Below are 24,824 nucleotides of genomic sequence, written 5' to 3' on the forward strand. Positions count from 1 at the left end.
CACCCAAGGCACCCGTCACCGTACCGACAGCGCCGCTTGCCGCGTTGCCCACCGTTCCAACGACGCCGCCGAGACCACCAGTCCCGCCGCCCCCGATGCCACCCAGGGCGCCGGTTATCGTGCCAACCACGCCACCAAGCCCACCGGTCGGATCGCCCACTCCACCCAAGGCACCCGTCACCGTACCGACCGCGCCACTTGCCGCGTTGCCCACCGTTCCAACGACGCCACCGAGACCACCGGTCCCGCCGCCAACACCGCCCAGTGCGCCGGTTACCGTACCGACCACACCACCAAGCCCGCCAGTCGGATCGCCGACACCACCCAAGGCGCCCGTTACCGTACCGACTGCACCGCTTGCCGCGTTGCCCACCGTTCCAACGACGCCACCGAGGCCACCAGTCCCGCCACCGATGCCACCCAAGGCGCCGGTTACCGTACCGACCACACCACCAAGCCCGCCGGTCGGATCGCCGACACCACCCAACGCCCCCGTCACCGTACCGACTGCGCCGCTTGCCGCGTTGCCCACCGTTCCAACGACACCACCGAGACCACCAGTCCCGCCACCACCAACGCCGCCCAGCGCGCCAGTCAGCGTTCCGACTGCGCCCGTCGCCGTATTCGCTACCGTGCCGACAACGCCGCCGAGGCCACCGGTCCCGCCACCAACGCCGCCCAGTGCGCCGGTCACCGTACCGACTGCGCCGCTTGCCGCGTTGCCCACCGTTCCAACGACGCCACCGAGGCCACCAGTCCCGCCACCGATGCCACCCAGTGCGCCGGTTACCGTGCCAACCACACCACCAAGCCCACCGGTCGGATCGCCCACTCCACCCAAGGCACCCGTCACCGTACCGACAGCACCGCTTGCCGCGTTGCCCACCGTTCCAACAACGCCACCGAGACCACCAGTCCCGCCACCACCGATGCCGCCCAGTGCGCCGGTTACCGTGCCGACCACGCTACCAAGCCCACCGGTCGGATCGCCCACTCCACCCAAGGCGCCTGTCACCGTACCGACTGCGCCGCTTGCCGCGTTGCCCACCGTTCCAACAACGCCACCGAGACCACCAGTCCCGCCACCACCGATGCCACCCAGTGCGCCGGTTACCGTGCCGACCACGCTACCAAGCCCACCGGTCGGATCGCCCACTCCACCCAAGGCGCCTGTCACCGTACCGACTGCGCCGCTTGCCGCGTTGCCCACCGTTCCAACAACGCCACCGAGACCACCAGTCCCGCCACCACCGATGCCACCCAGTGCGCCGGTTACCGTGCCGACCACGCTACCAAGCCCACCGGTCGGATCGCCCACTCCACCCAAGGCGCCTGTCACCGTACCGACTGCGCCCGTCGCCGTGTTCGCTACCGTGCCGACAACACCGCCGAGGCCGCCAGTCCCGCCGCCCCCGATGCCACCCAGTGCGCCGGTTACCGTACCGACCACACCACCAAGCCCGCCGGTCGGATCGCCGACACCACCCAAGGCACCCGTCACCGTACCGACCGCGCCGCTTGCCGCGTTGCCCACCGTTCCGACGACGCCACCGAGACCACCAGTCCCGCCACCACCGATACCACCCAGTGCACCGGTTACCGTACCGACCACACCACCAAGCCCGCCAGTCGGATCGCCGACACCACCCAACGCCCCCGTCACCGTACCGACCGCGCCGCTTGCCGCGTTGCCCACCGTTCCAACGACGCCACCGAGACCTCCAGTCCCGCCACCACCGATGCCGCCCAGCGCACCCGTCACCGTTCCAACCACACCACCGAGACCACCGGTCCCGCCGCCACCGCCGCCGCCGACACCACCCAAAGCCCCCGTCACCGTACCGGCCACGCCTGCGACCGGCTCGAGCAATCCGCTACCGATATCGATGGTCGCGCTTCCCGTCCCCGTCCCTGCCAGCCCGATCGAGATACCGCCTGCGTTCGGACTGCCGACCGTCACCGCCCCGTTCCCCCATCCCGTCACGGTGCCGACGAGTTCCCCGGGCGCGGGGGATCCGCCTGCGACGATGAGGCCGTCGGATTTGCTGACACTTCCCTGCGGGGAAGCCAGCACCCCCGCCTGAGACGCCGTGGCGGCCAGGCTGAACAAAACCCCGACCGACAAGGCGATGCCTGTCAATTTCGCGTTCATTTTCGTTTTCATGAATAACCTCATTTCGATTGGACAACCGCGGAGCAACTCGAGCGATGACGCTTGGACCCCATCGCCCGAAGGCGGCGCGAATCGTTCGCGGATTGCCCGATACGGTAAAGCGTTGAAACAGGTTTAAACAGGCCGATGCAACGGGACACCAGACATCAAGCGACGCACTTCATGAAAATTGATTCGCATCACGAAACTTATGCAATGCGAATCCGAAAAACGACCATCATCCAACCCTCGATCGACGATTGACCGCTCACGACGATACCTTCCGTCGCGAGCGGCCCCCGCCTCCCTTTAGAACTTCCACAACAGATTGCCGTACAGCGCGTGGTCGCTGATGCTGCCGCCGATCTGGCCGCTGTAGGACAACCCGAGCGACAGGTTCTTCGTGACGGCCGCGTCGACACCGACCTCGAGCACCGCGGCGTCACGCGCGACCGGCACACCGACCACGCTGAACGGCGAACCGCCGCTCGCGAACGACAGCTTCGACGCCGGTTGCGTATTGCCGAACGCGTGCCGCCAGCCGACCGTGCCGAACGCCGTGACCTTGCCCTTCGTCGTGACCGCGACGTCGGTCGAGGCCCGCACGCCGAGGGTCGAGAAGCCGAGGCCCGTCGTGTCGGAATCGCCCTGCAAGGCAGCCGCGCCGCCGTTCTCCTTGAAGCCGCCGGTGTGCAGGCTCGCGAACGCGAGCCCGACGAACGGCTCGAGCGCGACGTTGCGAATGGCCGTCGAGTAGCCGATCTCCGTGAACACCTGCGTCGCGTTCGCGTCGTAGCTCGCGGTGTCGTGATCGGAGAAGCTGCCGAACGACGGATTGCGCTCGCTATGCACGCGGTACCACGACTGCGACACGCCACCGCGCACGTTCCACGCGTTGTATCGGCCGCTGGCGTACAGCGCGATCGTCTCGCCGTTGACCTTCGCCGACTCGTTCTGGTCGGTATTGAGCTGGCTGCGCGACGCGCCGCCCGCGATACCGACGCGCCAGTGGCTGCTGACTTCCGCATCCGTACCGACGACGAAGCCATACAGGTTGCGATCGATCGAAGCGACGCCGTCGCCGTCGAACCGGCTATGCGAACCGTACAGCCGGCCCCACACCGCGGGCTTGAACGACTTGGCCGGCGTGCAGCCGTTCTCCGCAGCCATGCGCCGGTCGAGCGCCGCCGAGTGATCGTCCGCCGACACCGGCGCCTCGCATCCGCAGAGCGCCCCGCCCGGCTGCGAACCGAGCCGCGCACGATCGAGCACCGCGTCGCGCACGTAGCGGCTATCCGACAGCAGCACGCTGCGCGTGCTCGGATACAGGTCGCCGGCCAGTTGCGTGAACGCACGGTTGGCGGTCGGCGCATCCGTCGTCAGCACCGTATCGAACAGCGGGTTGCCGGCGCCGAGCGTGCCGACCGCACCCGCCACCGCTTGCCCGTCGGGCGTCGTCGCAACCGACGAGAACGGCGTGCCGTTCGGCGCCAGCGACATCAGCACCTGCGCCGGGTTGTACGTGAGCGTCGGCGTGAGGAACGCATACGTCGAGTTCACCGCGCTGAACTGCCCTTGCACGCCCGCGCCGGCATTCACGATCGTGTAGAGCTTGCCCGGCTGGTATTGGCCGGTCGCCGCGACGACCTGCACCGACCCGCCGTTGAGCGTGGCGGAGCCGGTCACGTCGAGGCCGCCGCTCTGTTGCGGCGTGGCGCCGACCTGCAGCGTCGAGCCCGGCTGGAAGGTCGCGTTGCCCGCGACCTTCAGCGGCTGCCCGAGCTGGAGGACCGATGCGGTACCGCCGCCCGACACGACCAGGCCGCCGATCGTGCCCGTCCCGGTGACGGTCGCGCCGTTGCCGACGGTCACCGGCGAGTTGGCCAGCGAACCGGTGACCGCGAGCGTGCCGCCCGCCACGGTGGTCGGCCCGGACAGCGTGTTGGTCCCGCTCAGCACCTGCGCACCCGTGCCGGCCAGCGTCAGCGGGCCGGTACCCGACAGCGTGCCCGCGAACGAGCTGGTGCCGGCGGTATTGACCGTCAGCGGCGTCGCGCCGAGGTTCACGTTCGAACCCGTCGTGCCGGACAGCGTGCCGATCGACTGCGGTGCGGCCGAACCCGTGAGGTCCAGCGTCGCGCCGCTGCCGGCGAGAGTCACCGGGCTCGTCGGCGCAAGGCTGCCTGCGCCGGCAAGCGCGAGCATGCTGCCGCTGCCGATCGTCGTGCCGCCGGTGTACGTGTTGGCGCCGGTCAGCGTCTGCGTGCCGCCGCCCTGCACCGCGAAGCCGCCGGTACCCGCGATCGTGCCGCCGAACGAACCGCCCGTCGGGCCGGCCACGGTCAGCGTGTTGCCGCCGAGATTCACGGTCGAACCCGCCGCGCCCGACAGCGCGCTGGCCGTCTGCGGCGTCGTCGTGCCGCTGACGTCGAGCGTCGCGCCGTTGCCGGCCAGCGTCAGTGCGCTGCCGGCCGACAGGCCGCCGTTGCCGCCGACCGCCAGCGTGCTGCCGCTGCCGATCGTCGTGCCGCCCGTGTACGAGTTCGCGCCGCTCAGCGTCGTCGTCGACGGGCCGCTCACCGCCAGATTGCCACCGCCCGAGATCGGGCCGCTCAGGCCGAGGTTGTTGGCGCCGCCCACCGTCAGCGTCGAACCCGTGCCGAGATTCACGGCGTTGCCGAGCGTCGTGCCGGGCACGCTGGTCCCGAGCGTGCCGCCGTTGCCGCCGACACTCAGCGTGCCGCTGCCGAGTGCGGTCGGCGTGCCGGCGACCAGCGTGCCGCCGCCCGTGACGCTGGTGCCGCCGGTGTACGTGTTGGCGCCGGAAAGCGTCGTCGTCGCCGGGCCGCTGAGCGCGAGCGTGCCGCTGCCGGAGATCGGGCCGCTCAGACCGAGGCTGTTCGCACCGCCCACCGTCAGCGTCGAGCCCGTACCGAGGTTCACCGCGTTGGTCAGCGTCGTACCCGGCGTGCCCGCGGCCAGCGTGCCGCCTGCGCCGCCGGTGTTCAGCGCGCCGGTGCCGAGCGCCGTGTTGCTGCCCGCGACCAGCGTGCCGCCGCCCGTCAGGCTCGTACCGCCCGTGTACGTGTTGTTGCCGGTCAGCGTTTCGGTGCCCGGGCCGGCCAGCGTGAGGCTGCCGCCCGTACCGGCGATCGTGCCGCCGTACGTGCCGTTGCCTGTACCGCCGAGCGTCAGGTTGTTGCCGCCGAGGTTCACCGTCGAACCCGCGACGCCCGACAGCGCGTTCGTCGTTTGCGGCGTCGTCGCCGCGCTCACGTCGAACGTTGCGCCCGCACCGGCCAGATTGACCGGGCTGCTGCCGGACAGGCTGCCGCCCGCGCCGATCGCCAGCGTGCCGCTGTTGATCGTCGTCGCGCCGGTGTACGTGTTGGTGCCCGTCAGCGTTTCGGTGCCGGTGCCCGACAACGTCAACCCGCCCGTGCCGCCGACCGTACCACCGAACGTGCCGCTGCCCGACCCGCCGAGCGTCAACGTATTGCCACCGAGGTTCACCGCCGAACCCGCTGCGCCGGACAGCGCGCCCGTGGTCTGCGGCGTCGTCGCGGCACTCAGGTCGAGCGTGGCCCCTGTACCCGACAGATCGACCGCGCTGCCCGCCGACAGGCTGCCGCCCGCACCGACTGCGAGCGTGCTGCCGCCGCCGATCGTCGTGTTGCCCGTGTACGTGCCGATGCCGCTGAGGGTCGTCGTCGACGGGCCGCTCACCGCGAGGTTGCCGCTGCCCGAGATCGCACCGCCGAGGCCCAGGTTGTTCGCGCCGCCGACCGTCAGCGTCGAGCCCGAACCCAGGTTGATCGCGTTGGTCAGCGTCGTGCCCGCGACGCTCGTGCCGAGCGTGCCGCCTGCGCCGCTCGTGTTCAGCGCGCCCGTGCCGAGCGCCGAGCCGTTGCCGGCGAGCAGCGTGCCGCCGCCGCTCAACGTCGTGCCGCCCGTGTACGTGTTGTTGCCGGTCAGCGTTTCGGTACCGGTGCCCGACAGCGTCAGGCTGCCACCGGCCCCCGCGATCGTGCCGTCGTACGTGCCGCTGCCCGACCCGCCGAGCGTCAGGCTGTTGCCGCCGAGGTTCACCGTCGAACCCGATACGCCCGACAACGCGCCCGTCGACTGCGGCGAGGTGGCCGCGCTCAGATCGAGCGTGGCCCCGGCGCCTGCCAGATCGACCGCACTGCCCGACGACAGGCTGCCGCCCGCGCCGACTGCCAGCGTGCTGCCGTTGCCGATCGTCGTGCCGCCGGTGTACGAGCTGGCGCCGGTGAGCGTCGTCGTCGACGGGCCGCTCACCGCGAGGTTGCCGCTGCCCGAGATCGCACCGCCGAGGCCCAGGTTGTTTGCGCCGCCGACCGTCAGCGTCGAGCCTGCACCGAGGTTCACCGCGTTGCCGAGCGTCGTGCCGGCCACGCTCGTGCCGAGCGTGCCGCCTGCGCCGCTGGTGTTCAGCGCGCCCGTGCCCAGCGCCGAACCGTTGCCCGCGATCAACGTGCCGCCACCGGTCAGGCTCGTGCCGCCCGTGTACGTGTTCGTGCCGTTCAACGTTTCGGTGCCCGTGCCGCCCAGCGTCAGGCTGCCGCCTGCACCGGCAATCGTGCCGTCATACGTGCCGCTGCCCGTGCCGCCGAGCGTCAGGTTGTTGCCGCCGAGGTTCACCGTCGAACCGGCCACGCCGGACAGCGTACCCGTCGTCTGCGGCGTGGTCGCGCCGCTCAGGTCGAAGGTTGCGCCCGCACCCGTCAGGCTCACCGGCGTCGTCCCCGACAGGCTGCCGCCCGCGCCGATCGCCAGCGTGCCGCTGTTGATCGTCGTCGCGCCGGTGTACGTGTTGGTGCCCGTCAGCGTTTCCGTGCCGGTGCCCGACATCGTTACGCCGCCCGTGCCGGCGATGTTGCCCGCGTAGGTGCCGCTGGCCGAGCCGCCGAGCGTCAGGTTGTTGTTGCCCAGGTTCACGGTCGAGCCCGCCACGCCCGAGATCGCGCCGGTCGATTGCGGCGACGACGCGCCGCTCAGGTCGAGCGTCGCGCCGGACGCCGTCAGGCTGACCGGGCTGCTCGACGAGAGGCTGCCGTTGCCGCTGATCGCGAGCGTGCCGCTGTTGATCGTCGTCGCGCCGGTGTACGTGTTGGTGCCCGTCAGCGTTTCGGTGCCGGTGCCCGACAGCGTCAACCCGCCCGTGCCGCCGATCACACCCGCGTACGTGCCGCTGCCCGAACCGCCGAGCGTCAGCGTATTGCCGCCCAGGTTGACGTTCGTGCCCGTGCCGCCGGACAGCGCGCCGCTCGTCTGCGGCGACGTGGCCGCGCTCAGGTCGAGCGTGGCGCCGGTGCCGGACAGGTCGATCGCGCTGCCCGACGACAGGCTGCCGCCCGCACCGACCGCGAGCGTGCTGCCGCCGCCGATCGTCGTGCTGCCCGTGTAGGTGTTCGCGCCCGACAGCGTCGTCGTCGACGGACCGTTCACTGCGAGGTTACCGCTGCCCGAGATCGCGCCGCCCAGCCCGAGATCGTTCGTACCCCCGACCGTCAGCGTCGATCCGCTGCCGAGATTCACCGCGTTGCCGAGCGTCGTGCCCGGCGTGCTCGCGGCCAGCGTGCCGCCTGCGCCGCTCGTGTTCAGCGCACCCGTGCCGAGCGCCGAGCCGCTGCCCGCGATCAACGTGCCGCCGCCGCTCAGGGTCGTGCCGCCCGTGTACGTGTTGTTGCCGGTCAGCGTTTCGGTACCCGTGCCCGACAGCGTCAGGCTGCCGCCCGCGCCGGCGATCGTGCCGCCGTATGTGCCGTTGCCCGTGCCGCCGAGCGTCAGGTTGTTACCGCCCAGGTTCACCGTCGAACCGGCCACGCCCGACAGCGTGCCCGTCGTCTGCGGCGTGGTCGCGCCGCTGACGTCGAACGTTGCGCCCGCACCGGCCAGGTTCACCGGGCTGCTCGCCGACAGGCTGCCGCCCGCGCCGATCGCCAGCGTGCCGCTGTTGATCGTCGTCGCGCCGGTGTACGTGTTGTTGCCCGTCAGCGTTTCCGTACCGGTACCCGACAGCGTCAACCCGCCCGTGCCGCCAACCGTACCGCCGAACGTGCCGCTGCCCGACCCGCCGAGCGTCAGCGTGTTGCCGCCGAGGTTCACAGCCGAACCCGCTGCGCCCGACAACACGCCCGTCGTCTGCGGCGTCGTCGCGGCACTCACGTCCAGCGTCGAGCCCGCACCGGCCAGATCGATCGCACTGCCCGACGACAGGCTGCCGCCCGCGCCGACCGCCAGCGTGCTGCCGCCGCCGATCGTCGTGTTGCCGGTGTACGTGCCGGCGCCGGTAAGCGTCGTCGTCGACGGGCCGGTCACCGCCAGGTTGCCGCTGCCCGAGATCGCGCCGCCGAGACCGAGATTGTTCGCACCGCCAACCGTCAGCGTCGAGCCCGAACCGAGATTGATCGCATTGGTCAGCGTCGTGCCTGCAACGCTCGTGCCGAGCGTGCCGCCTGCGCCGCTCGTGTTCAGCGCGCCCGTGCCGAGCGCCGAGCCGCTACCCGCGATCAACGTGCCGCCGCCCGTCAGGTTCGTGCCGCCCGTGTACGTGTTGTTGCCGGTGAGCGTTTCGGTGCCCGTGCCCGCCAGCGTGAGGCTGCCGCCGGCCCCCGCGATCGTGCCGTCGTACGTGCCGCTGCCCGACCCGCCGAGCGTCAGGTTGTTGCCGCCGAGGTTCACCGTCGAACCGGCCACGCCCGAGAGCGTGCCCGTCGTCTGCGGCGTAGTCGCGCCGCTGACGTCGAAGGTCGCGCCCGCGCCGGCGAGATTCACCGGGCTGCTCGCGGACAGGCTGCCGCCCGCGCCGATCGCCAGCGTGCCGCTGTTGATCGTCGTCGCCCCCGTGTACGTGTTGGTGCCGGTCAGCGTTTCCGTCCCCGTGCCGGCCATCGTCAGCCCGCCGGTGCCGCCGATCGTCCCCGCATAGCTGCCGTTGCCGGTACCGGCCAGCGTCAACGTGTTGCCGCCGAGGTTCACGTTCGTGCCCGCGACGCCGGACAGCATCCCGCTCGTCTGCGGCGTGGTTGCCGCGCTGATGTCGAGCGTCGCGCCCGTGCCGGCGAGATCGAGCGCGCTGCCCGACGACAGGCTGCCGCCCGCGCCGACCGCCAGCGTGCTGCCGCCGCCGATCGTCGTGTTGCCGGTATAGGTGTTCACGCCCGTGAGCGTGGTCGTCGACGGGCCGCTGACCGACAGACCGCCGCTGCCCGAGATCCCGCCGCCCAGCCCGAGATCGTTCGCACCGCCAACCGTCAGCGTCGACCCTGCGCCGAGATTGACCGTATTGGCGAGCGTCGTGCCGCCGACGCTCGTGCCGAGCGAGCCGCCCGCACCCGTCACGTTCAGCGCGCCGGAACCCAGTGCGCTGCCGTTGCCGGCAATGAGCCCGCCGCCACTCAGCGTGGTGCCGCCCGTGTACGTGTTCGTGCCGGTGAGCGTCGTGGTGCCCGCGCCGGTCTGCGCAAGGCCGCCGCTGCCGGAAATCGTGCCGCTCAGGCCGAGATCGTTCGCACCGTTCAGGCCGAGCGTCGCGCCCGAGCCGAGCGTGACCGCGTTGCCGAGCGTCGTGCCGCTCACGCTCGCGTTCAGCGTGCCGTTGCCGGTCACGTTCAATGCGCCGGAACCGAGCGCCGTGTTGCTGCCCACGCTCAGTCCGCCGCTGCTCAACGTCGTCCCGCCGCTGTAGGTGTTGGCACCGCCGAGCGTGGTCGTGCCCGAGCCGGACTGCACCACGCCGCCCGCGCCGGAAATCATGCCGTTCAGGCCGAAGTCGAACGCACCGCCGAGATTCAGCGTCGAACCGGCGCCCAGATCGACGGCGTTCGCCAGCAGCAGGTTCGCCGTGCTCGCGCTGAGCGTGCCGCCGCTGCCGGTGACGCCGAGTGCGCCCGTGCCGAGCGCCGTGTCGTTGCCAACCGACAGGCCGCCGGCGCTCAGCGTCGTGCCGCCCGTGTAGGTGTTCGCGCCGGACAGCGTCGTCGTGCCGCTGCCGGTTTGCGCGAGACTGCCGCCGCCCGACACGATCCCGGCCAGGCCGAGGTCGTTCGTGCCGCCGAGCGTCAGCGCCGAACCCGTGCCGAGGTTCACGGCATTGTTCAGGGTCGTGCCCGCGACGCTTGCGGCCAGCGTGCCGCCCGCGCCGCTCGTGTTCAATGCGCCGGTGCCGAGCGCCGAGCCGTTGCCCGCGATCAGCGTGCCGCCGCCGGTCAGGCTCGTGCCGCCCGTGTACGTGTTCGTGCCGTTCAACGTTTCGGTGCCCGTGCCGCCCAGCGTCAGGCTACCGCCCGTGCCGCCGATCGTGCCGTCATACGTGCCGCTGCCCGTCCCGCCCAACGTCAGGTTGTTGCCGCCCAGGTTCACCGTCGAACCGGCCACGCCCGACAGCGTGCCGGTCGTCTGCGGCGTCGTCGCGCCGCTGAGGTCGAACGTCGCGCCGGCCCCGCCCAGATTCACGGCGCCGCCCGCCGACAGGCTGCCGCCCGCGCCGATCGCCAGCGTGCCGCTGTTGATCGTCGTGCCACCGGTGTACGTGTTCGCGCCGGTCAGCGTCTCGGTCCCGGTGCCGGACAGCGTCAGCCCGCCAGCGCCGCCGATCGTGCCGCCGAAGGTGTTGTTGCCGGCTCCGCCGAGCGTCAGCGTGTTGCCGCCGAGGTTCACCGTCGCGCCCGCGACGCCGGCCAACCCGCCCGTCGCCTGCGGCGACGTGGCCGCGCTCAGGTCGAGCGTCGCGCCCGCGCCGGCCAGGTCGAACAAACTGCCGCCGGACAGGCTGCCGCCCGCGCCCACCGCGAGCGTGCTGCCGTTGCCGATCGTCGTGTTGCCGGTGTAGCTGCCCGCCCCCGTGAGCGTCGTGATCGACGGGCCGTTCACCGCGAGGTTGCCGCCGCCCGAAATCGCGCCGCCCAGGCCCAGGTTGTTCGCGCCGCCGACCGTCAGCGTCGCGCCCGCACCCAGATTCACCGCATTGCCGAGTACCGTGCCGCCGACGCTCGTGCCGAGCGTGCCGCCCGTGCCCGTCACGTTCAGCGCGCCGGTGCCGAGTGCGCTGCCGTTGCCCGCGATCAGTCCGCCGCCGCTCAGCGTCGTGCCGCCCGTGAACGTGTTCGCACCGAGCAGCGTCGTCGTGCCGGTGCCGGTTTGCGCAAGACTGCCGTCGCCGGCAATCACGCCGCCGAGGCTCAGATCGGCCGCGCCGTTCAGGCCGAGCGTCGCGCCCGCGCCCAGGTTCACCGCGTTGCCGAGCACGGTGCCGGCGACGTTCGTCGCGAGCGTGCCGCCCGCACCGCTGACATTCAGCGCACCGGTGCCGAGCGCCGCGCCGTTGCCGGCGATCAGTCCGCCGCCGCTCAACGTCGTGCCGCCCGAGAACGTGTTCGCGCCGAGCAGCGTCGTCGTGCCGGTACCGGTTTGCGCAAGGCTGCCGCTGCCGGCGATCGTGCCGCTCAGGCCGAGATCGTTCGCGCCGTTCAGCCCCAGCGTGACGCCGGTACCGAGATTGACCGCGTTGCCGAGCGTCACGCCCGGCACGCTTGCGCCGAGCGACGCCGAGCCGTTGACGTCGAGCGCGCCGACGCCGAGCGCCGCACCGCTGCCAACGAGCAGGCTGCCGCCCGTCAGCGCCGTGCCGCCCGCGTACGTGTTGTTGCCGGTCAGCGCCTGCGACCCGGTGCCGGACAGCGTCAGCCCGCCCGCACCGCCGATGTTGCCGGCGAAGACGCCGCTGCCGCTGCCTGCCAGCGTCAGGTTGTTCGAACCGAGATCGATCGTCGAACCCGCGACACCCGACAGCGTGCCGATCGACTGCGGCGTGGTCGCACCGGCGATGTTGAACTGCGCGCCGGCGCCCGTCAGGTTGACGGGGCTCGACGCGGCGAGGCTGCCGCCCGCGCCGATCGCGAGCGTGCCGCTGCCGATCGTGGTGCCGCCGGTAAACGTCTCGGCCGCGGTGAGCGTCGTCGTGCCCGGGCCGCTCACGGTCAGGCCGCCCGCCCCGGAAATGATCCCGCCCAGCCCGAGATCGTTCGCACCCCCAACCGTCAGTGCCGCGCCCGCGCCGAGCTGGATCGCATTGCCGAGCACCGTGCCGCCGACGGTCGTGCCGAGCGAGCCGCCCGCGCCGGTCACGTTCAGCGCCCCCGTGCCCAGCGCGGCGGCGTTGCCGGCGAGGATTCCGCCGCCGGCGAGCGTCGTGCCGCCGGTGAACGTGTTCGCGCCGGTCAGCGTCGTGATGCCCGAACCGATTTGCGCGAGACCGCCGGTACCGGCGATCACGCCGTTCAGGCCGAGATCGTTCGCGCCGGTCAACGAGAGCGTCGCGCCCGCGCCGAGATTCACCGCATTGCCCAGCGTCGTGCCGCTCACGCTCGCGCCGAGCGCGCCGCCCGTGCCGGCGACGTTCAGCGCGCCGCTGCCCAGCGCCGTATTGCTGCCGGCGAGCAGCGTGCCGGCGCTCAGCGTCGTGCCGCCGCCGAAGGTGTTCGCGCCGGACAGCGTCGTCGTCCCCGTGCCGCTCAGCACGAGACCGCCGGTACCGCCGATCGCGCCGCTCAGGCCGAGGTCGTTCGCGCCGTTCAGCGTCAGCGATGCGCCGTTCAGGTTGATGCCGTTCGCGAGCGCCGCGCCGGCGGCCAGATCGGCGCTCAGCGAACCGCCGAGACCGCTCACGTTCAACGCGCCGCCCACGCCGAGCGCCGAGTTGCCGCCGACGATCAGGCTGCCGCCGCCCGTCAGGCTCGCGCCGCCCGTGAACGTGTTCGCACCGGACAGCGTCGTGGCGCCGGTGCCGCCGAGCGCCAGGCCGCCCGCGCCCGAGATCGCGCCGCTCAGGCCGAGATCGGCCGCGCCATTCAGGCCGAGCGTGGCGCCCGCGCCCAGGTTGACCGCATTGCCGAGCAGCGTGCCGCCGACGTTCGTCGCGAGCGTGCCGCCCGTGCCGGATACGTTCAGCGCCCCCGTGCCCAATGCCGCGCCGTTGCCGGCGATCAGCCCGCCGCCGCTCAGCGTGGTGCCGCCCGAGAACGTGTTCGCGCCGAGCAGCGTCGTCGTGCCGGCACCGGATTGCGCCAGGCTGCCGCTCCCGCCGATCGCTCCGCCCAGGCTCAGGTCGGCCGCGCCGTTCAGGCCGAGCGTGGCGCCCGCGCCCAGGTTGACCGCATTGCCGAGCACCGTGCCGCCGACGTTCGTCGCGAGCGTGCCGCCCGCGCCGGATACATTCAGCGCCCCCGTGCCGAGCGCCGCGCCGTTGCCGGCGATCAGCCCGCCGCCGCTCAGCGTGGTGCCGCCCGAGAACGTGTTCGCGCCGAGCAGCGTCGTCGTGCCGGCACCGGATTGCGCCAGGCTGCCGCTCCCGCCGATCGCTCCGCCCAGGCTCAGGTCGGCCGCGCCGTTCAGGCCCAGCGTGGCCCCTGCATCGAGATTCACCGCATTGCCGAGCAGCGTGCCGCCCACGTTCGTCGCCAGCGAGCCGCCCGTGCCGCTCACGTGCAGCGCCCCCGTCCCGAGTGCCGCGCCCGTGCCAGCGACGAGCCCGCCGCCGCTCAACGTCGTGCCACCCGTAAACGTGTTCAGGCCGAGCAGCGTGGTCGTGCCCGAGCCGGTTTGCGCCAGCCCGCCGTTGCCGGCGATCACGCCGCCCAGCCCGAGATTGGCCGAGCCGTTCAGACCCAGGGTGACGCCGGTGTCGATGTTCACCGCGTTGCCGAGCACCGTGCCGCCGACGCTCGTGCCGAGCGTGCCGCCCGTGCCCGTCACGTTCAGCGCGCCGCCGCCGAGCGCCGTCGCGGTGCCGACGAGGAGCCCGCCGCCGCCCGTCAGATTCGTTCCGCCCGTGAATGAATTGGCGCCGTTCAGCGCCAGCGTGCCGGTGCCGCTCACGTTCAGCGCACCGGCGCCGCCGATCGCACCCGACAATCCGAGCCCGTTCGCGCCGTCCACCGTCAGGCCGCCCGTCAGCGTCACGTTGTTGAGCAGGTTCACGCCGGCCGCGCCGGCCTCGAGCGTGCCGCCGCCGCCGATGATCGTGCCGGTGCCCAGCGCGCCGGCGCCGTGGACGATCGCGGTGCCGCCGGTCAGCGACGCGTTCGTCGCGGTCGATGCGCCGGTGATGTCCCACGTGCCGCCCTGCACGGCGAGGTTGTTGAAATTGCCGTACGTATCGACCGCGATGGCGCCGTTCGTCGCGCCGCCGGCGGCCGTGTTCAGCTGCAGGTTGAGCGTGTTGTTGCCGCCCAGCCCGGCGTCGACGCCGAGCCCGACCGACGATCCGGTCAGCGCGTTGAACGTGTTCGACGTGCCGAGGGCCGCACCCAGCGACACGTTGCCCGTGACGGTGCCGGCGTTCGTGAACGTGTTCCCTGCGCCCGGCGTGCCGCTGGGCGCGAGCGCCACAGACCCGCTGATCGTGCCGCTGCTCGTGTTGGTGAAGTTGGTCTGCGCGCCGCCCGACGTGGTCACGACCTGCGCGGTCGGTCCCGCGCCGAAGCCGAGCAGGCCGGTCGTACCGATCATGCCGGCGTTCGTGATGTTCGTCGTGCCGCCGATGCCGTTGTTGACCGTCAAAGCCGGCCCGTTGACCAGCGAGCTCGTCGACCCCATCATCACGCCCGTGCTGGTGTTCGTGACGTTGACGGTGCTCGCCGACCCGCTATTGCCGACCACCGTGCCGTTCGACACGACGCTCAGCCCGGACAACGCGGGGTCGATCCGGCCGTTGTTGGTCAGCGTGACGCCGCTGCCCGTCAGCGACAGCGCGGTGCCGCCGAACAACGGCACCACGGAAATGGTCGCGCCGGACTGGACGGTCAGGTTCAGATTGTTCGTGCCGTTCGAATAGGACGTGCTGGCTCCGGTACAACTGACGGTCGTCGTTCCGGTGCAGGCAGCCAGGGCGTCGGCGGGGACGATCCCGGCGCCGACCAGCGCGACCAGCATGCCGGTCGGGACGAGGAGTTTCGGACGTGCTTCCGCGCGCTTTTTGTTCGAGCCCATGCGCATACGCATAATCACACCTTCCCATAAGAGAATCGACGACACCGGGCATTCATTCGGCGCATTCAAAATGCCGGGGATAAATACCGGAATGCGTTATTCGATGTTTTTTTGGAAAAACACCGCCCCTTCACCAATCCGAATTGGTTGAATGGATTAAAAACAAACAAGAACGAATCGACGAGAATTATTGAATCGGCATATTTTACTTTTAACCCCCTTCGTCACCCGGTAAATTTTCCGCTAATTAATAACAGTTGTTTTCACGACCCTGGAAACGTTGCTTCGACGAGCACAGCTCGTCGAACGTCCGTCCATACAGGCCAACAACGCATCCATGCCGAACTCCTGCCCGTACGGGGCTTCCCGCCCCACAATCAAACGCTGCCCGCTCCCGTCGGATAACCGCGCGCCTGTTGCCCCGCATACCGGTTCGTCAGTGCCTGCCGCCCGATCCGCCTGTCTCCCGGCGTGATCGCGAGTCAAATATAGGCCCGAGCAGCAAACGTTTTCCATCAAACGGGTATTTTTTTGGCAAAACTCAATATTCTTTCATTTGCATTAATTCATCGGTGCGCGAGATGAAAACGATTCTCTTTAAATAAACCAGGGAAATCATTAAGAAAGGCAAAAAACTGGAATTCCCCGGTGCAGACTTTTTAGCAAATCTGCTTTAATTGGTTCAGATCCGCCGCATTGCTTTCCTGTTTCGCGGACGACAACGAGGTGTCCAAGGGAGAACTTCACGATGGTGACGTTGAACATCAACAACCGGCCGGCCGAGATCGACGCCGATCCGTCGACACCGGTGCTCTGGGTGCTGCGCGACAACCTCGGGCTGACCGGCACCAAGTTCGGATGCGGCACCGGCGACTGCGGCGCCTGCACCGTTCACGTCGACGGCCGGCCGGCCCGAAGCTGCACGCTGGCGCTGTCGGCGGTCGGCAGCGCGCGCATCACGACGTCCGAACATCTCGCCGACGATGCGGTCGGCAAGGCCGTCCTCGACGCATGGATCCGGCACGACGTCGCGCAATGCGGCTACTGCCAGAGCGGCCAGATGATGAGTGCGGCCGGCCTGCTGCGCAGCAACAAGGCGCCGACCGATGCCGACATCGATCGCGCGATGGCCGGCAACCTGTGCCGTTGCGCGACCTACCAGCGCATCCGCGCCGCGATTCACGATGCGGCTCACGCGCTTGCCTGAGCCTGCCCGGAGACTGTGACCATGCGTATCCGCACTTTCGGGCGCCCGGCAAGCGCCGACGCCTCCCGCCGCGACGCGCCGCCCGCCACCGGAGCCGATGCTCCGATGCTCGGCCGGCGCGGCTTCCTGAAGCTGACGATGGCGGCGAGCGGCTGCCTCGCGCTCGGCATCGCGCCGACGCGCGCCGCGGCGCAAGCGGGCAAGACCTCGCCGGCTTCACCGCCGCAAGCATTCCTGATCATCGCGCCGGACAACACCGTGACCGTCGCCGTCAACCGGACGGAATCCGGCCAAGGCGTCAGCACCGCGCTGCCGATGGCGCTGGCCGACGAGCTCGACGCCGACTGGCGCAACGTGCGCACCGTGCTCGCGCCGGCCGGCGAGCCGTACAAGGATCCGGTGACGGGCATCCAGATGACGGCCGGCTCGACGTCGGTCAATCACTCGTTCGCGCAATACCGCGAACTCGGCGCGTCTGCCCGCGCGATGCTCGTCGCCGCGGCCGCGCAGCGCTGGAACGTCGATCCCTCCACATGCCGGACCGCGAATGGCGTCGTGACGTCGGGCAATTACCGCGCGACCTATGGCGAGCTCGCACCGGCCGCGATGGCGATGCCGGTCCCGCAGCGGGTGCCGTTGAAGTCGCCGGATCAGTTCCGCCTGATCGGCAAGCCGACACCGCGCGTCGACGCGCGCGCGATGCTCGACGGCACGCTCAAGTACGGAATGGACTGGAGCCTGCCGGACACGATGGTGGCCGTGGTCGCGCGCCCGCCGCGCTTCGGCGGCAAGGTCGCGAGCTACGACGCGGCGGCGGCCCGGGCCGTCAAGGGCGTGGTCGAGGTCGTCGAGATCCCGACCGATCGCGGCGGCACCGGCGTGGCCGTGATCGCGAACGGCTACTGGCCGGCCAAGCTCGGCCGCGATGCGCTGAAGATCACGTGGAAGGACGCCGGCTCGACCGTCACGTCCGCCGAACAAATGCAGGCGTACAAGCAGCTCGCCGGCACGCCGGGGACCGTGGTGCGCACAGCCGACGCCGGCAGCGCGCCGCCGGCGGCGACGCGGATCCAGAAGGACTACGAATTTCCGTATCTCGCGCACGCGGCGATGGAGCCGCTCAGCTGCACGGTCGACGTCGGGCCGGCGAACTGCGCGTGCGGGATCAAGATCTGGGGCGGCTCGTCGCTGCAGACCGCCGACCGCGCGGCCGTCGCGAAAGCGCTCGGCGTCGCGCCGGAGAAAGTCCAGATATTCACGCTGACGACGGGCGGCGACTACGGCCGCCGCTCGACGCCCACGTCGGACTACGTGGTCGAAGCCGCCCGCGTGTCGTCCGCGTACCTCGCCGCCGGCCATCTCGGCCCGGTCAAGACGATCTGGTCGCGCGAGGACGATCTGCGCGGCGGCTATTACCGCCCGATGGTGCTGCATCGCGTCGACATCGGCGTCGACGGCAGCGGCGCCGTGCGCGACTGGCAGCACGTCGTCGTCGGCCAGTCGGTGCTGAAGGGCTCGCCGCTCGAGCGCACGGCAATGCTCAGGCGCGGCACCGATCCCAGCCTGACCGACGGCGTCGCGAACAGCCCGTACGGCTTCCCGATGCAGGTGTCGGTCCATCAGACCGACGCCGACGTGCCGGTCCAGTCGTGGCGTTCGGGCGGCCATACGCATACGGCGTTCGTAATGGAAACGCTGGTCGACGAGCTCGCGCACTCGGCGCGCCAGGACCCGGTCGCGTACCGGATGGCGCGGCTGACCGGCCCCGAGCACGCGCCGCATCGCCAGGCGCTCGCGCTGGCCGTCGACAAGTCCGGCTACGGCACGCGCACGCTGCCGGCCGGGCACGCATGGGGCGTCGCGATGCACGAAACCGCCGGCTCGGTCGTCGCGTACGTGACGGAGGTGTCGATCGAGGCGCAGCAGCCGCGCGTGCATCGCGTGACGGCAGGCGTGTATGCGGGCCGCATCGTCAACCCGACCGGTGCGGAAGCGCAGATCCAGGGCGGCGCGCTGTTCGGCCTCTCGACGACGAAGCCGGGCTTCGCGATCGACGTCGACCATGGCGCGGTGCGCAACGCCGGTTTCGCCGACTATCCGCCCGTGCGCATGCAGGAAGCGCCGCCGGTGGACGTCTTCTTCGTGCCGTCGGACGCGCAGCCGACCGGGTTGAGCGACGCCGGCGTGCCGCCGATCGCGCCGGCGGTGGCCAACGGTGCGTTCGTGCTGACCGGCGAACGGATGCGTGCGTTGCCGTTCGCGCCGATGCTGGTCGCATCGGCCGCCCCCGCGATGCCGGAGGCCCCTGCTGCGGCCGTCGAAGAGGATCCGTACGGCGACCTGCCGGCCGGCGGCTGCCGGATGCCGCACAAGGCCAAGCGGGCCGCGTTGAAGCCCAAGGCCGACCAAAGCCATGCAGGCGTCGGCCAAGCACCCGCCGTGCCGAAATTCCTGCGGCCGAAACGGCGCGCCGGGATTCCGTGCATCGAGGATCTGAAGAAAGGCACGGTGTGACGTAGACGATCCGGTGCGCGGTCGATCCCGGCAGTCGTTTTCAGTGATGCACCGTGCGCCGGCCACCCCGATACGGGGCGCCGCCGCTTCAACCGGTTAGCAGTAGGGGGCAGCCGCGAAGGCGGTGGACTACGGCTTGTTCCATGGCCGACCATGGGTCCGGGATACATCGACGCCGCTATGGTCGACCTGTCTCGCGGCGCCGCCCGGGGAGGAAGCCTCCATGAAGCCTGTTGCCGTGCCGGCCGCCGGATCGCCCGGGGCCGGCACGCACGATCGCGATCGATGCAGGTGAAGCCGTCGCGCCCCACCGCTCACTGCGCGATGCCGACGAACGTCGGCAGCAGCACGCGATAGACGTGAATCATCGCCGGGCCGAGCAGCACCACCATCAGCGCGGGGAAGATGCAGAAGATCAGCGGGAACAGCAGCTTCAGCGCGATCTTCGCCGCGCGTTCCTCCGCGCGCATCCGGCGCCGCGTGCGCAGCATGTCCGACAGCACGCGCAGCGATTCGCCGATGCTCGTGCCGAACCGGTCGGCCTGGATCAGCATCGCGCAGAACGATTCGATGTCTTCCACGCCGGTGCGCAGCGCGAGATTGCGCAGCGCCGTCTCCTTCGTGAAGCCGGAGCGCATCTCGAGCAGCAGCAGGTCGAGTTCGCTCGCGACCGCCTCGCTGCGAAACCGCAGCTCTCCGCTCACCTTCATCAGCGCCGCGTCGAGCCCGAGCCCCGCCTCGACGCACACCGTCAGCAGGTCGAGCGCGTCCGGGAAATCCTCGAAGATCTTCTGCTGACGCACCTTGACCCGTTGCGACAGCACGACGTTCGGGATGTAGTAGCCGATGCCGGCGAGCGCCACGAGGATCACCGACAGCAGCACACGCTCGTCGCCGAGCGGCGTCGTGATCAGCACCAGCAGCGCCGCGCACGGCAGGCCGAGCGCGAGCATCGTCTTCGCGGTGAAATACAGCGCGGCCGCGCTCTGGTTGCGCCAGCCGGCGTTCATCAGCCGGATGCGCAGCGGCGAATTCTCCCAGCCCTCCTTCGGCACCGACAGTTTCGAGATCGGGGTGGACAGCTCGACCAGCTTCGCGACCCAGCGCGACGCCATGTCGTCGGCGTCGCCCGGGCCGGCGACGGCGCCCGCCCCGGCCCCGCCGGCCTGCTGGATCCGGCGCTGGATGCCGCGCGGCGCGAACAGCAGCATCGCGACGAGCACGCCGCCGGCCACGAAGATGAACAAGCCGCCCAGCATCACGGCCTGGACCACGCTCAGGTTTTGCATGACAGCCTCGCAACGGTTCGTTATTCGGCTCGCGCGTCAGACGCGAATGCGCACGATTCGGCGGATCCAGAACAGGCCGAACAGCATCGACACCAGCATCGTGCCGACCATCCGGATCCCGGCCGGATCCTCCCAGAGCACCGACAGGAACTCGCGGTTCAGCAGTGCCATCACCGCCGCGGTGCCGAACGGCAAGAGCCCGAGAATCCACGCCGACAGCCGCCCTTCCGCCGACAGCACGCGCACCTTGTCGAACAGCTTGAAGCGCTCGCGGATCAGCCCGGCGATGCTGTCGAGCAGCTCGGCCAGGTTGCCGCCCGTCTCGCGCTGGATCAGCACCGCGATCACGAAGTAGCGCAGGTCCTGCACCGGTACGCGCGTCGCGAGATTCATCAGCGCGTCGTGCAGCGACACGCCGTAGTTGACCTCGTCGAACGTGACGCGGAATTCGCCGCCCATCGGCTCGGAAAACTCGTCGCCGACCATCCCGAGCGTGCTCGTGAAGGAATGACCGGAACGCAGCGCGCGCGCGATCATGTCGCAGATGTCCGGCAACTGCCGCTCGAGCTTGCGCATCCGGCGGGCGCGACAGCGCAGCACGTACATCATCGGCACCCATCCGGCGAACAGCGCGATCGGCACTGCGGCGAGTTGCGGCAACCGTGCGAAGCTCGCCGCGAACCACGTGAGCGCCGCGAACGTTGCGCCGAGCGCGATCAGCTTCGGCAGCGTCCAGTCGAGGCCCGACTGCTGGATCACGAGATCGAGCGCGTGCACGCGCGGCAGGCGCAGCAGCAGCCGGTCGAACGGCTTCGACTCGTCGAGCATCCGCTTCTTCAGGATCGACAGCCGCTCCTGCTGGACATTGCCGCCGGCCGACATCGCGCGGATGCGCGATTCGATCCGGCGCGCGGCGGCGCCGTGCCGCGCGTTCCACCATTGATAGATGCCTTCGATCGACAGCACGACCGCGACGAAGGTGAGAATCACGAAACCGTAAAAGATCGCATTCATGAGGCCTCCCCGGCAGCACACGGCGCCCTGGCGTCAGTCCGTCTCGTAACGCACGGACGGGTCGTACAGCGAATCCGGCAGGTCGATGCCGAACGCCAGCAGCCGCTCGACGAACTTCGGCCGCACGCCGGTCGCGCAGAAGTGGCCGCGCACCGACCCGTCGCGGTCCACGCCCGTGCGCTTGAACGTGAAGATCTCCTGCATGTTGATGATGTCGCCTTCCATCCCGGTCAGTTCCTGGATGCTGACGATCTTGCGCTTGCCGTCCGTGAGCCGCGCCGCCTGCACGACCACCGAGATCGCCGATGCGATCTGCTGGCGCATCGTCTTCGGCGGCAGCGTCAGGCCGGATACGCTGACCATGTTCTCGAGCCGCGTCAGCGCATCGCGCGGCGTGTTCGCGTGGATCGTCGCGAGCGAGCCTTCGTGGCCGGTGTTCATCGCGTTGAGCATGTCGAGCGCTTCGGCGCCGCGCACTTCGCCGAGGATGATCCGGTCCGGGCGCATCCGCAGCGCGTTGCGCACCAGCGTGCGCTGCGTGATCTCGCCCTTGCCTTCGATGTTCGGCGGCCGTGTTTCGAGCCGCAGCACGTGCGGCTGCTGCAGTTGCAGCTCGGCGGCGTCCTCGATCGTCACGATCCGCTCGTTGCGCGGAATGAAGCCGGACAGGATGTTGAGCAGCGTCGTCTTGCCGCTGCCGGTGCCGCCCGACACCAGCACGTTCACCTTCGCACGCGCCAGCGCGTCGAGCAGTTCGGCCATCGGCGGCGTCAGGCTGTGGAAGCGCACCAGGTCGTCCATCTTCAGCGGGTTGACCGCGAAGCGCCGGATCGACATCAGCGGCCCGTCGATCGCGGACGGCGGGATGATCGCGTTCACGCGCGAACCGTCCGGCAGCCGCGCGTCGACCATCGGGCTCGATTCGTCGATACGGCGGCCGACGCGCGACACGATCTTCTCGATCACCTTCATCAGGTGCGCGTCGTCGTAGAACGTCACGTCGGTCAGTTCGAGCTGCCCGCAGCGCTCGACGTAGACCTGCCGGCAGGTGTTCACGAGGATGTCCGATATGCCGGGGTCGCGCAGCAGCGCTTCGAGCGGGCCGAAGCCGAACATCTCGTCGTACACGTCGATCGCGAGCTGCCGCCGCTCGATGTCGTTCGCGGGCAGCCGTTCCTCGTCGAGGATGCGCGCGATCAGCGCGCCGATTTCCATGCGGACCTGGTCCTGATGCAGCCGCGACAGGCGCTCGAGCTCCACGCGCTCGAGCACGGCCAGGTGAATTTGGCGGCGCAGCTTCTGGTATGCGTCGCGCACCGACGAATGGGCCGGGCCGGCCGGTTCGCTGCCCGCCGCCATCGGCTGGGCCCGGTGCAAGGACATCTGTTCGCGCAATGACATGGCGGTTCCCCGAAAGAATTACATCGACTTGAGCTTCGGCGTGGCCTTGCGGCCGAACAGCCGGGACATCAACGGTTCGGTGTGCGTCGCGCTGCGTCCCGCGCGCACTTCTCCGTCGACGAGTTGCTTCGCGCACCCCTGCAACGCACGCGTGACCGCCGAGCCGCGCGCGAGCCGCGACACCGGATGGCCCTGGTTGATCGCTTCGAGCACGGTGTCGGCGTCGTCGGGAATCGTGCAGGCCGCCTGCAGGCCGAGCACTTCCTCGAGCGCGGTACGGGTCCGCTCGCTCGCGCGCGTCGCGCGGTTCACGATCAGCCGCAACCGGTCGGTCGAATAGCCGAGCGACACGAGCATCTCCAGCAGCCGGCGGCCGGCGCGCACGTGCGGCATCGCGGGCTGCAGCACGATCTGGATCTGGTCGCTGCGATCGAGCGCGACCATCGACAGCGGGTTGATGCCGACGCCGACGTCGAAGATCACGAAGTCGTAGCGCGGCGCGGCGACGCCGAGTATCCATTCGAGCGCGTCCTCGCGCACCTCGGCGGCCTTGAACGGGTCGCCGGCGCCGGCCAGCACGTGGAAATTCTCCGTCACGTGCGCGACGCTCGCGTCGAGAAACGCGCTGTCGAGCCGCTCGATCTGCGCGCACAGCTGTGGCAGCGTCGACGGCGGGGTTTCGTCGCTGACGAGGAATGCCGCGTCGGCGAACTGCTGGTTCACGTCGATCAGCAGCACGCGGCGCTTGAAGCCCTCGGCGATCTCGAACGCGACGTTGCCGGCCGCGAAGCTCGTACCGGCCCCGCCCTTGCACGACATGAACGACACGATCCGCGTGTCGTCGGTATCGCGCCGCGTGCTTTGCGCGGCCGCCCGTTCGAGCGCGTTGCCGAGCGCCTGCAAATCGAGCGGCCACTGCAGCACGTCGCGCGCGCCGGCGCGCATCGCGTCGAGCAGTACGTGCGGCGATGCGTCGGCCGTCACGAGGATGCAGGTCAGGCTCGCGTGCGCGCGGCAGATGCGCTCGATCGCCGACAGCTCGAACGGATCGAGCGACGTGCCGTCGATCAGCAGGACGTCGAACGCGTCGAGCCCGTCGGTGCGATGTTCGATCTGCGACGGGCGGCCGGTGGCGCGCGTCGTGCGATAGCGTCCGCTGTCGGCCACGAGACGCGCGAGCTGCGAAAGCCGCGCGGTATCGTCGGAAGCTACGAGGATATTGATCATGTCGTGTGCCTCGTGTGTTCGATCAGTTGCAGGCGGAGCCGCCCGTCGCGGAGCTCAGGCTTTCGCGCGGCAGCGTCGTCGTGAACGGCGGCATCCTGACCGTGACGTTCACGAACGGAATCATGGTCTTGACGGTGACGTTCGTGACGCTCACCGTGACGAACGAGCACGTGTTGATGTCGCAACTCGAAGGCGTGTAGTTGACCGACACGTTCGCGTCCGACAGCAGCGGCAGCAGCGATCGCACGCGCTTCACGATGCCCGCGGCGTTCACGTCGCAGACCACCGCCGTGCGTGCGCCGAGGCGCACGGCTTCGCTCGCGGTGTTCCAGTAGAACAGCACGCGGCCGAATTCGAAGATGCCGATCAGCAGCATGATCAGCACCATCGCGATGAGGGCGAATTCGACGATCGCCGCGCCGCGCTGCGCGCGCCGGCGTGACAGCGGAAACCGGCGCGCGCTCATGACACTTGCCTCATCACGGTGACGATGTTGCCGAAGGTGATCGACGGCAGCGCCGGATACGCGGGAATCGGCTGATACTTGTAGCCGCTGATCTTCACTTCGACGACGTTGATCGCGCCCGCCGCCGCGCCGCTCGACGAATTGTTGTTGTCCGCGTCGTAGGTCGGCAGGTTCGCGAACTGCGACGGGTCGGACCCGTCGCTGCAGCCGGTCGTGCGCTGGGCGTCGCAGATCGTGACCATCGACGTCGTGAGTCCCGGCACCAGCTCGGTGCCCGACGAGCCGCACGTCGTGCTGCCGTACACGACCAGGCACTGCGCCTGCGACACCGGATACGCGCTGTCGGTCGGCAACCAGACCGACAGGTAGCGCGCCGCGTCGCGGGTCGCCTTGGTCAGCGTCTCGTACTGGTAGATCGCCCGGCCGAACTCGGCCACGCCGGTCGCCAGCAGGATCATCGGCATCAGCACGAGCGCGAACTCGACGGCGACGGCGCCGCGGGTGCGCGAACGACGAATCGGCAGCTTCTTCATGATCGTC

At 70.1% G+C, this 24,824-nt stretch carries 9 protein-coding genes and 1 pseudogene; 3 read left to right on the forward strand and 7 right to left on the reverse strand.

Annotated elements, in window-relative coordinates; all coding sequences use genetic code 11:
* Nucleotides 1–2,170: pseudogene (locus WT24_RS35260) on the forward strand (hypothetical protein); the annotation flags it as partial.
* 291 nt (nt 2,171–2,461) lie between these two features.
* On the opposite strand, the gene WT24_RS10260 reads toward WT24_RS35260, so the two are convergent.
* Complete coding sequence (locus WT24_RS10260) at nt 2,462–15,178, reverse strand: autotransporter-associated beta strand repeat-containing protein (RefSeq protein WP_060033253.1); 12,717 nt, start codon at nt 15,176–15,178, stop codon at nt 2,462–2,464.
* A gap of 736 nt (nt 15,179–15,914) precedes the next feature.
* Here WT24_RS10260 and WT24_RS10265 point away from each other — a divergent pair.
* Nucleotides 15,915–16,373 (forward strand): (2Fe-2S)-binding protein, encoded by a 459-nt coding sequence (locus WT24_RS10265; protein WP_059500015.1) that lies wholly within the window; start codon nt 15,915–15,917, stop codon nt 16,371–16,373.
* Between the two features lie 21 nt (nt 16,374–16,394).
* The gene (locus WT24_RS10270) at nt 16,395–18,887 is read left to right on the forward strand and encodes a xanthine dehydrogenase family protein molybdopterin-binding subunit (RefSeq protein WP_060033256.1); all 2,493 of its coding nucleotides are present in this window, start codon (nt 16,395–16,397) and stop codon (nt 18,885–18,887) included.
* 314 nt (nt 18,888–19,201) lie between these two features.
* Here the strand turns inward: WT24_RS10270 and WT24_RS10275 are convergent, their stop codons facing one another.
* Genes WT24_RS10275 through WT24_RS10300 form a run of 6 tightly spaced genes read right to left on the reverse strand, consistent with a single transcriptional unit; the run spans nt 19,202 to nt 24,817 of the window.
* Nucleotides 19,202–20,176: a type II secretion system F family protein gene (locus tag WT24_RS10275; protein ID WP_060033259.1), complete on the reverse strand. Its 975-nt coding sequence runs from the start codon at nt 20,174–20,176 to the stop codon at nt 19,202–19,204.
* 36 nt (nt 20,177–20,212) lie between these two features.
* Nucleotides 20,213–21,190 carry a type II secretion system F family protein gene (locus tag WT24_RS10280; RefSeq protein ID WP_059793632.1) on the reverse strand — a complete coding sequence of 326 codons (978 nt, stop codon included), beginning with the start codon at nt 21,188–21,190 and terminating at the stop codon, nt 20,213–20,215.
* 33 nt (nt 21,191–21,223) lie between these two features.
* On the reverse strand, nt 21,224–22,591 hold the full coding sequence (locus WT24_RS10285) for a CpaF family protein (protein ID WP_059500019.1): 1,368 nt from the start codon (nt 22,589–22,591) through the stop codon (nt 21,224–21,226).
* Between the two features lie 18 nt (nt 22,592–22,609).
* Complete coding sequence (locus WT24_RS10290) at nt 22,610–23,818, reverse strand: AAA family ATPase (protein WP_059500020.1); 1,209 nt, start codon at nt 23,816–23,818, stop codon at nt 22,610–22,612.
* A 22-nt stretch (nt 23,819–23,840) separates the two neighbouring features.
* Nucleotides 23,841–24,284, reverse strand: a complete 444-nt coding sequence (locus tag WT24_RS10295; protein WP_060033262.1) for a TadE/TadG family type IV pilus assembly protein — start codon at nt 24,282–24,284, stop codon at nt 23,841–23,843.
* A complete protein-coding gene (locus WT24_RS10300) occupies nt 24,281–24,817 on the reverse strand; it encodes a TadE/TadG family type IV pilus assembly protein (protein WP_059500022.1) in 537 nt (178 codons plus the stop codon). Before WT24_RS10300 ends, WT24_RS10295 begins: the two co-directional genes overlap by 4 nt.
* Nucleotides 24,818–24,824: the final 7 nt, after the last annotated feature.

Origin of the sequence: Burkholderia sp. MSMB1078WGS (assembly GCF_001528895.1) — a bacterium.
In the GTDB taxonomy this organism is placed as follows: domain Bacteria; phylum Pseudomonadota; class Gammaproteobacteria; order Burkholderiales; family Burkholderiaceae; genus Burkholderia.

What these genes read in the sequence shown, in the direction of transcription:
- WT24_RS10260 (WP_060033253.1), bottom strand. Translation starts at nt 15,178, where the DNA reads ATGCGTATGCGCATGGGCTCGAACAAAAAGCGCGCGGAAGCACGTCCG.
- WT24_RS10270 (WP_060033256.1), top strand. Translation starts at nt 16,395, where the DNA reads ATGCGTATCCGCACTTTCGGGCGCCCGGCAAGCGCCGACGCCTCCCGC.
- WT24_RS10275 (WP_060033259.1), bottom strand. Translation starts at nt 20,176, where the DNA reads ATGCAAAACCTGAGCGTGGTCCAGGCCGTGATGCTGGGCGGCTTGTTC.
- WT24_RS10265 (WP_059500015.1), top strand. Translation starts at nt 15,915, where the DNA reads ATGGTGACGTTGAACATCAACAACCGGCCGGCCGAGATCGACGCCGAT.
- WT24_RS10290 (WP_059500020.1), bottom strand. Translation starts at nt 23,818, where the DNA reads ATGATCAATATCCTCGTAGCTTCCGACGATACCGCGCGGCTTTCGCAG.
- WT24_RS10295 (WP_060033262.1), bottom strand. Translation starts at nt 24,284, where the DNA reads ATGAGCGCGCGCCGGTTTCCGCTGTCACGCCGGCGCGCGCAGCGCGGC.
- WT24_RS10280 (WP_059793632.1), bottom strand. Translation starts at nt 21,190, where the DNA reads ATGAATGCGATCTTTTACGGTTTCGTGATTCTCACCTTCGTCGCGGTC.
- WT24_RS10300 (WP_059500022.1), bottom strand. Translation starts at nt 24,817, where the DNA reads ATGAAGAAGCTGCCGATTCGTCGTTCGCGCACCCGCGGCGCCGTCGCC.
- WT24_RS10285 (WP_059500019.1), bottom strand. Translation starts at nt 22,591, where the DNA reads ATGTCATTGCGCGAACAGATGTCCTTGCACCGGGCCCAGCCGATGGCG.